General features: G+C 70.2%; 7 protein-coding genes and 1 pseudogene. 1 reads left to right on the top strand and 7 read right to left on the bottom strand.

The features are described 5' to 3' along the window. Positions 1–6: 6 nt before the first annotated feature. From NCC78_RS08445 to NCC78_RS08475, 7 genes are all read right to left on the bottom strand, one after another. On the bottom strand, positions 7–993 hold the full coding sequence (locus NCC78_RS08445) for a carbohydrate ABC transporter permease (protein ID WP_250793089.1): 987 nt from the start codon (positions 991–993) through the stop codon (positions 7–9). Further along, positions 990–2,279 carry a sugar ABC transporter substrate-binding protein gene (locus tag NCC78_RS08450; protein ID WP_250793091.1) on the bottom strand — a complete coding sequence of 430 codons (1,290 nt, stop codon included), beginning with the start codon at positions 2,277–2,279 and terminating at the stop codon, positions 990–992. The genes NCC78_RS08445 and NCC78_RS08450 overlap by 4 nt, the downstream gene beginning before the upstream one ends. Positions 2,280–2,498: 219 nt before the next feature. Beyond that, positions 2,499–2,783 (bottom strand): GlsB/YeaQ/YmgE family stress response membrane protein, encoded by a 285-nt coding sequence (locus NCC78_RS08455; RefSeq protein WP_250793093.1) that lies wholly within the window; start codon positions 2,781–2,783, stop codon positions 2,499–2,501. A gap of 278 nt (positions 2,784–3,061) precedes the next feature. Beyond that, entirely contained in the window at positions 3,062–3,349 is a 288-nt protein-coding gene (locus NCC78_RS08460) for a GlsB/YeaQ/YmgE family stress response membrane protein (protein WP_250793095.1), read from the bottom strand. 321 nt (positions 3,350–3,670) lie between these two features. Next, positions 3,671–5,545, bottom strand: coding sequence for a translation elongation factor 4 (gene lepA, locus NCC78_RS08465; protein ID WP_250793102.1), 1,875 nt, complete (start codon positions 5,543–5,545; stop codon positions 3,671–3,673). Positions 5,546–5,684: 139 nt separating this feature from the next. Further along, positions 5,685–6,221 carry a DUF4240 domain-containing protein gene (locus NCC78_RS08470; RefSeq protein WP_250793103.1) on the bottom strand — a complete coding sequence of 179 codons (537 nt, stop codon included), beginning with the start codon at positions 6,219–6,221 and terminating at the stop codon, positions 5,685–5,687. After that, positions 6,218–6,832, bottom strand: a complete 615-nt coding sequence (locus NCC78_RS08475) for a DUF4240 domain-containing protein (RefSeq protein ID WP_250793105.1) — start codon at positions 6,830–6,832, stop codon at positions 6,218–6,220. The genes NCC78_RS08470 and NCC78_RS08475 overlap by 4 nt, the downstream gene beginning before the upstream one ends. A 51-nt stretch (positions 6,833–6,883) precedes the next feature. Between NCC78_RS08475 and NCC78_RS08480 the strand changes: the two are divergent. Next, a pseudogene (locus tag NCC78_RS08480) lies at positions 6,884–7,179 on the top strand (aminoglycoside phosphotransferase family protein); the annotation flags it as partial.

Below are 7,179 nucleotides of genomic sequence, written 5' to 3' on the forward strand. Positions count from 1 at the left end.
GCCGAGTCACGCGTCCTCCTCCTGCTTGAGCACCATGCGGACGTAGAGGCCGGTCACCACCAGCAGGATCAGGGTCAGGATCACCGCGATCGCCGCGCCGAGGCCGTACTTCGGCGGGGGCGAGAACGCCTCCGCGTACGAGTAGATCGACAGCATGAACGTCGGCCGGTCCTGGGTGCCGCCGGCCAGCACGAACTGCTGGGTGAAGACCTTGAAGTCCCAGATGGTGGAGAGCACGACCAGGATCCCGAAGACCGGCCGCAGCAGCGGGAACGTGATCTTCCAGAACACCTTCCACGGCCCGGCCCCGTCGACCCGGGCCGCCTCGTGCAGCTCACTCGGCACGCTCTTCAGCCCGGCCAGCACGCTGACCGCGATGAACGGGAACGAGTGCCAGACCACCACCAGGGTCAGGATCGTGAAGAACAGCAGCGGCGAGTTGAACCAGCCGTAGCCGGTCCAGTCACTGCGCCCGAAGAGGCTCTGCGAGAGCCCGTCGGGCAGCGCGTTGAACAGCCAGGTGACCAGGCCGCTGGTGTCGTCGAAGATCCATTTCCAGACGATCGTGCCGGTCAGCGCCGGGGTGGCCCAGGCGAGCATCACGCAACTGGCCACGAAGGCGGCCATCCGCCTGCCGAGCCGGTTCAGCAGCAACCCGACCAGGGTGCCGAGGATCATGGTGAGCACCACGTTGGCCACGGCGAAGAGCACCGTGTTGCGCAGCACGGTGAGGAAGAACGGGTCGCTGAGGATCTCGGTGTAGTTGGCCAGCCCGATCCACGGCCACTCGCGGTCGCCGCGCAGCTGTCGGACGCTGTTGAGCCGGTAGAAGGACATCACCACCACCTGGCCGAGCGGCCAGAGCAGCAGCACGCCGATGATCACCAGGCAGGGCAGGAGCAGCAGGTAGGGCAGGCGGTCCACCCGGCGACGCCGCCGCGCGGGGGTCTCCCGCGCGGCGGCCGTCTCCGGCGCCTCGGTCAGCGTGGTCACTTGGCGTTGAGGATGCTTTCCATCTCCGCGGCCGCGTCGGCGGTGGCCTTCTCGACCGTCTTCTGACCCTTCATGACCGAGCTGTTCATCGCCTGGGTCACCGTCTTGGTCCGGCTGACCTCCACCCACTTCGGGGTGAGCGGCGTGAGCTTGGTGTTCTGCAGCGTGGTCGCGAACGCGGCCATGATCTTGTCGTCGGCGTACTTACCGCCGCTGACCAGGTCCTGGTAGACCGGGAAGAAGCCGAGGCTGTCGGCGAAGGCCTGGCCGTTCTTCTTGCTCAGCAGCACGGTGAGGTAGTCCCAGGCCAGGTCCTGCCGCTCACTGTCCTTCCAGAGGGCGAGGTCGGAGCCACCGGCGAAGCCGGGCGCGGCCTTGCCGTCCGGGCCGGGGATCGGGAACGTGCCCCAGACCTTCTCGATCTCGGGGTTGTCCTTCTTCATGGCCCCCTGCTGCCAGCTGCCCGCGAAGGCCATCGCCGCCTTGCCGGTGGCGAACTGGGTCCGGGCGTCGACCTCGTTCCAGCCTGCGGCGGCGGGCGGGGCGACCTTGTGCACGGTCACCATGTCGGTCCAGAACTTGACCGCCTTCTGCGCCTCCGGCGTGTTGTAGCCGGACTTCCAGGTGCCGCCCTGGTTGGTGGCGATCTCCGCGCCGGCGCCCCAGAGGAACGAGTAGAAGGGCAGCTCGGAGTTGCCCGGCAGGGCGATGCCGTACGTCTTCGGCTTCTTGGCCTGCACGGCCTTCGCGACGGTGACCAGCTCGTCCCAGGTCGTCGGGGGCTTCACCCCCGCCTCGGCGAACCAGTCGGTGCGGTAGTAGATGGCCCGCACCCCGGCGTACCACGGCACGCCGTACTGCTTGCCGTCGAGCTGGGCGTTGCGCACCAGGTCGGGGAGGATGTCCTTGCCCTCGGCCCAGCCGCCCATCCGGCCGCTGACGTCGGCCAGCGCCTCCTGCGCCGCCCAGCCCTGGGTCTCGGTGTTGCCCAGCTCGGTGATGTCCGGTCCCTCGCCGCCGGCGAGCGCGGCCTGGAACTTCTTCGGCGCCTCGAGCCACGGGATGTACTGGACCACCACGTCGGTGTCCGGGTGCTTCTGCCGAAACTCGGTCTCGACGCCGTCGAGGAACGTGGTCTGCGCCTCGCTCCCCTCGCCCATCATCCAGACCGTCAGCTTGCTGTTGTCTGCGGCCTTGTCGTCGTCAGAGCCACCGCAACCGGCCATTACCATCGCGGCCGAGGCCACGACGGCGGTGACCGGGGCCAGCCGCTTCCACCTGTTCACGCCATATCTCCCTCGCGCCGCTTGGCACTAACCTTCTCCGCCGCACCTTAGTAGGAAAAATTCCTTTACGACAGTGGGCGGTCAGCGAAAGCGAGGCGACCGTACCGCAGGCCGGGTGGTCCACGGGGCCGCTGGCACCGGGGCGAAACCGGTCGTACCCACACGCGACGGGCGCCCGACCTGATGGTCGGGCGCCCGTCGGGTTCAGGCTGTGCGGAATTACCGGTGCGTGACACCGCGCCGACGGCCGACACCGGCCACCAGGGCCACGGCGACGGCGGCAAGCACGATCTGCAGCAGCAGCTCACGCCAGTCGAGACCGGCGGTGTCGGCGAAGCCCGACGCCCGCGCGATGACCGTGCCGAGCAGCGCGGCACCGACACCGATCAGCATGTGCAGCCAGATCGGCATGTTCTGGCGGCCCGGAACGGCCAGGCGGCCCAGCGCGCCGATGATCAGACCAACGATGAGCGCAGTGATGATGCCCCACACGGTGAGCTCCACGGTCGCCCTCCTTCTAAGAAATGAAGTTCCACGGTTTGTGGTGTTGCTGTCGTGACCGCTAAGTTCCCGACCCGTCGAAATCCCAAACCGACTTCACGGCACAGCGGACCCCGCGGACACCCAGACCGGACGCCCCGGCGCCCACACCCGCACGTCGTCCGGCCCCGGGCCGGCCCGGGCCGGCCCGGCACCACCCCCGCGAACCCGGCCTGCGGCGACGCGCACGCCGACGGGCGCCCGACCTGCCGGTCGGACGCCCGTCGAGGTTGCTGAGGTGATTACCGGTGGGTGACGCTGCGGCGACGACCCACGCCGGCGACCAGGGCCACCGCGATGGCGGCCAGTACGACCTGCACGGCCAGCTCACCCCAGTCGATGCCCTCGGTCGCGGTCGCGATGCCCATGGCGCGAGCCAGGACGGTACCGAGCAACGCGGCGCCGACACCGATCAGCATGTGCAGCCACATCGGCATGTTCTGGCGGCCCGGAACGATCAGGCGGCCCAGAGCGCCGACGATGAGACCAACAATGAGCGCAGTGATGATGCCCCACACGGTGAGCTCCACGGTCGCCCTCCTTCTAAGAAATGAGATCCACGGTCTGTGGCGTTCCTGTCGTGACCGCTAAGTTCCCGACCCGCCGAAAAACCAAACCGACTCAATCGCGGAAAGACGACGTCGGCCGTCAATGGCGGACGCCGCGTCGATTGCCGCCGCAGACTCGTCCCCGCAGGTGGTGCGCCGTCCGGCCGACGACCCGGGCGGCCGGAGGAGCGGAGAAAATTTCCTACGCGAACGGCCGGCGCCCCGGCCGGGCGGGACCACGGGGCCCGTCGCCCGGCCGGGGCACCGGCCGTCGTACGTCGTCATCCGCCGGTGAACGGCGGCTCACTTCTTTCCGGGAGCCTTGGCGTCGGAGTCGGAGGAGAGCGCGGCGATGAAGGCCTCCTGGGGGACCTCCACCCGGCCCACCATCTTCATCCGCTTCTTGCCCTCCTTCTGCTTCTCCAGCAGCTTGCGCTTACGGCTGATGTCACCGCCGTAGCACTTGGCGAGCACGTCCTTGCGGATCGCCCGGATGGTCTCCCGGGCGATCACCCGGCTGCCGATGGCGGCCTGGATCGGCACCTCGAACTGCTGGCGCGGAATCAAGGTGCGCAGCTTGGCGGCGATGGTGACGCCGTAGTTGTACGCCTTGTCCTTGTGCACGATGGCGCTGAACGCGTCCACCGGCTCGCCGTGCAGCAGGATGTCCACCTTCACCAGGTCCGACGCCTGCTCGCCGGAGGGCTCGTAGTCCAGCGAGGCGTAGCCCTTGGTCCGGCTCTTCAACTGGTCGAAGAAGTCATAGATGATCTCGGCCAGCGGCAGGGTGTAGCGCAGCTCCACCCGGTCGGCGGAGAGGTAGTCCATGCCGAGCAGGGTGCCGCGGCGGCCCTGGCAGAGTTCCATCACCGCGCCGACGTAGTCGTTCGGCGTCAGCACGGTGGCCCGGACCACCGGCTCGTACACCTCGGCGATCTTGCCGGTCGGGTACTCGCTCGGGTTGGTGACGACGATCTCGACGCCGTCCTCCTGGATCGCCCGGTAGACCACGTTGGGCGCGGTGGAGATCAGGTCGAGGTTGTACTCGCGCTCCAGCCGCTCCCGAATGATCTCCAGGTGGAGCAGACCGAGGAAGCCGCAGCGGAAGCCGAACCCGAGCGCCCCGGAGGTCTCCGGCTCGTAGTCCAGCGCGGCGTCGTTGAGCTTGAGCTTGTCCAACGCCTCGCGCAGGTTGGGGTAGTCGGACCCGTCGATCGGGTAGAGGCCGGAGTAGACCATCGGCTTCGGGTCCTTGTAGCCACCCAGCGCCTCTTTGGCCGGCCGGCTGTTGATGGTGACCGTGTCACCGACCCGGGACTGCCGGACGTCCTTCACGCCGGTGATGAGGTAACCCACCTCGCCGACGCCGAGCGCGTCGGCCTTCACCATCTCCGGTGAGATGACGCCGATCTCCAGCAGCTCGTGCACCGCGCCGGTGGACATCATCTTGATCCGGTCCCGGGCGCTGATCCGCCCGTCGATCACCCGGACGTAGGTGACCACGCCCCGGTACACGTCGTACACCGAGTCGAAGATCATCGCCCGGGCGGGCTCGTCCGCCTCGCCGACCGGGGGGATGAACTGCCGGACGATCTCGTCGAGCAGGTACGGCACGCCCTCGCCGGTCTTGCCGGAGACCCGGATGCAGTCGGCGGGGTCGCCGCCGATCAGGTGGGCCAGCTCCTCGGCGTACTTCTCCGGCTGGGCGGCCGGCAGGTCGATCTTGTTGAGCACCGGGATGATGCGCAGGTCGTTCTCGAGCGCCAGGTAGAGGTTGGCCAGGGTCTGCGCCTCGATGCCCTGCGCGGCGTCGACCAGCAGCACGGCCCCCTCGCAGGCGGCCAGCGACCGGGACACCTCGTACGTGAAGTCGACGTGCCCCGGAGTGTCGATCATGTTGAGCACCGCTTGCTCACCGGCCCGCTCGCCCTCGCGGATGGTCCACGGCATCCGGACGGCCTGGCTCTTGATGGTGATGCCGCGCTCGCGCTCGATGTCCATCCGGTCGAGGTACTGCGCACGCATCTGCCGGGGGTCGACCACGCCGGTGAGCTGCAACATCCGGTCGGCCAGGGTCGACTTCCCGTGATCGATGTGGGCGATGATGCCGAAGTTCCGGATGCGACCGGGGTCGGTGGAACCAGGAGCATTCGCGCCGGGATCGAGCTTCGGTGGCACAGCGGTCCGTTCTGGTCGGCTGACGTGAGCGGGCCGGCGCGACGCCGGCCCCCTCTATGTTCCCACGTCGCCGGCGCGCGCCCACTGCGCGGGCGATCCCCGGCGCCCGCGGCACTCCGGCGTCACCCTTGCGGCGGCGTCACTCGGCGGGCGGCTCGACGAAGAGCGCGGCGAGCCGGGGCAGCCGCCGACGGGCCTCCTCCTCGTCGTCGAAGTCCCAGAAGTCGTTGAGGTCCGGCGCGCGCACCGGCTCCCGGTCCGCCGGCAGATCGGCCGCGGTCGCCTTCCGGTACGCGTCCCAGGGCACCGCCAGCATCGCCTCGGCGGAGAACTCCTCCCCGCTCAGCGACGCCGCCCGCACTCGCGGCAGCTCCGCCAGCGAATCCGGGTCGGCGACCGCGCGGGCGAAGACCTCGCGCCCCTGGGTCATCAGCCAGCCCCGGAAGTGCTCGAAGCCGTCGGCCGAGGCGCCGCCGTTGATCAGGTACGCCGCTCCCCAGAGATCCACCTTGTGCGAGGCGGCCAGCACCCGGGCCTGGTGGCGGGCGTATCCGACGATGTCGTCCGGGTCGCACTCGGCGAGCAGGGCGACGGCCCGCGCGGCGACCGCGCCCGGCTCTCCCCCGCCACCGGCCCGGGCCCGGTCGATCAACTGCCAGAAGTCGTCGGTCCTCATGGCTTGGCAGTCTGGCAGACCGGGCGGCCGCTCCCGTCGCCCAACAGGAGGAGCGCGACGAGTTTCGGGTAACGCCGGGCCACCTCCTCCGGCTCGTCCAGGTCCCACGCCTCGTCGACCGGGTCCGGCAACTCGCTGCGTGCCCGCCCGCGCGCCTCCACCGCGTCGTCCAGCCCCTCCGGCAGCCCGGTGATCCGCTCGTACGCCCGGCCCGCGACGTAGTCCAGCGACTCCCAGTCGGGCCACTCGGCGTCGTCCCAGTCGTCGGTCGGCCGCTCGGCGAGCCGGCGGACCTCGGGGACGTCGGCGAGCGCGTCCAGGTCGGCGACCACCCGCTCGAAGGTCTCGCGCCCCAGCCCGACCAGCCAGGCCTGGAAGTAGTGGAAGCCGTCGTCGGAGCAGAGGCCGCCGCAGAGGTGCAGCGCCGCCCCCCACAGGTGCCAGGTGTCGGCCCGCGCCCGGGCCTCGTCCAGCCGCAACGCGAAGTCGACCGCGTCGTCGGCCGGCCGCTCGGCGAGCCGGTCGGTCAGCCAGGCCAGCCGCTCGTCCGGGTCGGCGGTGGCGGTCGCGGACGCCTCGATCAGCGCCCAGAACTCGTCGGTCCCGATCATGGGGCGCAGTATCGCGGTGCGGTACGACACGTACCCCGGCAGCATGGTGGCGTGCCCCCGACGTCGCTGCCCCCGGTGCCGTACCACGCAAGCGCGCTCCGACCGGAGTGGGCGACCCTGCCGGCGACGCTGCGGGCCGCGGTCGCCGACCGGCTCGGCGCGCCGGTGGTCACGGCCCGGGTCGCCGGCGCCGGGTTCACCCGGGGCTTCGCCGCGGTGCTCAGCACCGCCGACGGCGGTCGCGCCTTCGTCAAGGCCGCGGCCACCGCCGAGCAACCGCACCTGGCCGACTGGTACGCCCGGGAGGCGGCGATCCTCGACCGGCTCCCCGGCGGCCTGCCGGTCCC

The organism is Micromonospora phytophila, assembly GCF_023656545.1.
Classification (GTDB): Bacteria; Actinomycetota; Actinomycetes; order Mycobacteriales; family Micromonosporaceae; genus Micromonospora; species Micromonospora phytophila.

Excerpts from the sequence above, each read along its gene's own strand:
- NCC78_RS08475 (WP_250793105.1), bottom strand. The coding sequence starts at position 6,832 with ATGATCGGGACCGACGAGTTCTGGGCGCTGATCGAGGCGTCCGCGACC.
- NCC78_RS08470 (WP_250793103.1), bottom strand. The coding sequence starts at position 6,221 with ATGAGGACCGACGACTTCTGGCAGTTGATCGACCGGGCCCGGGCCGGT.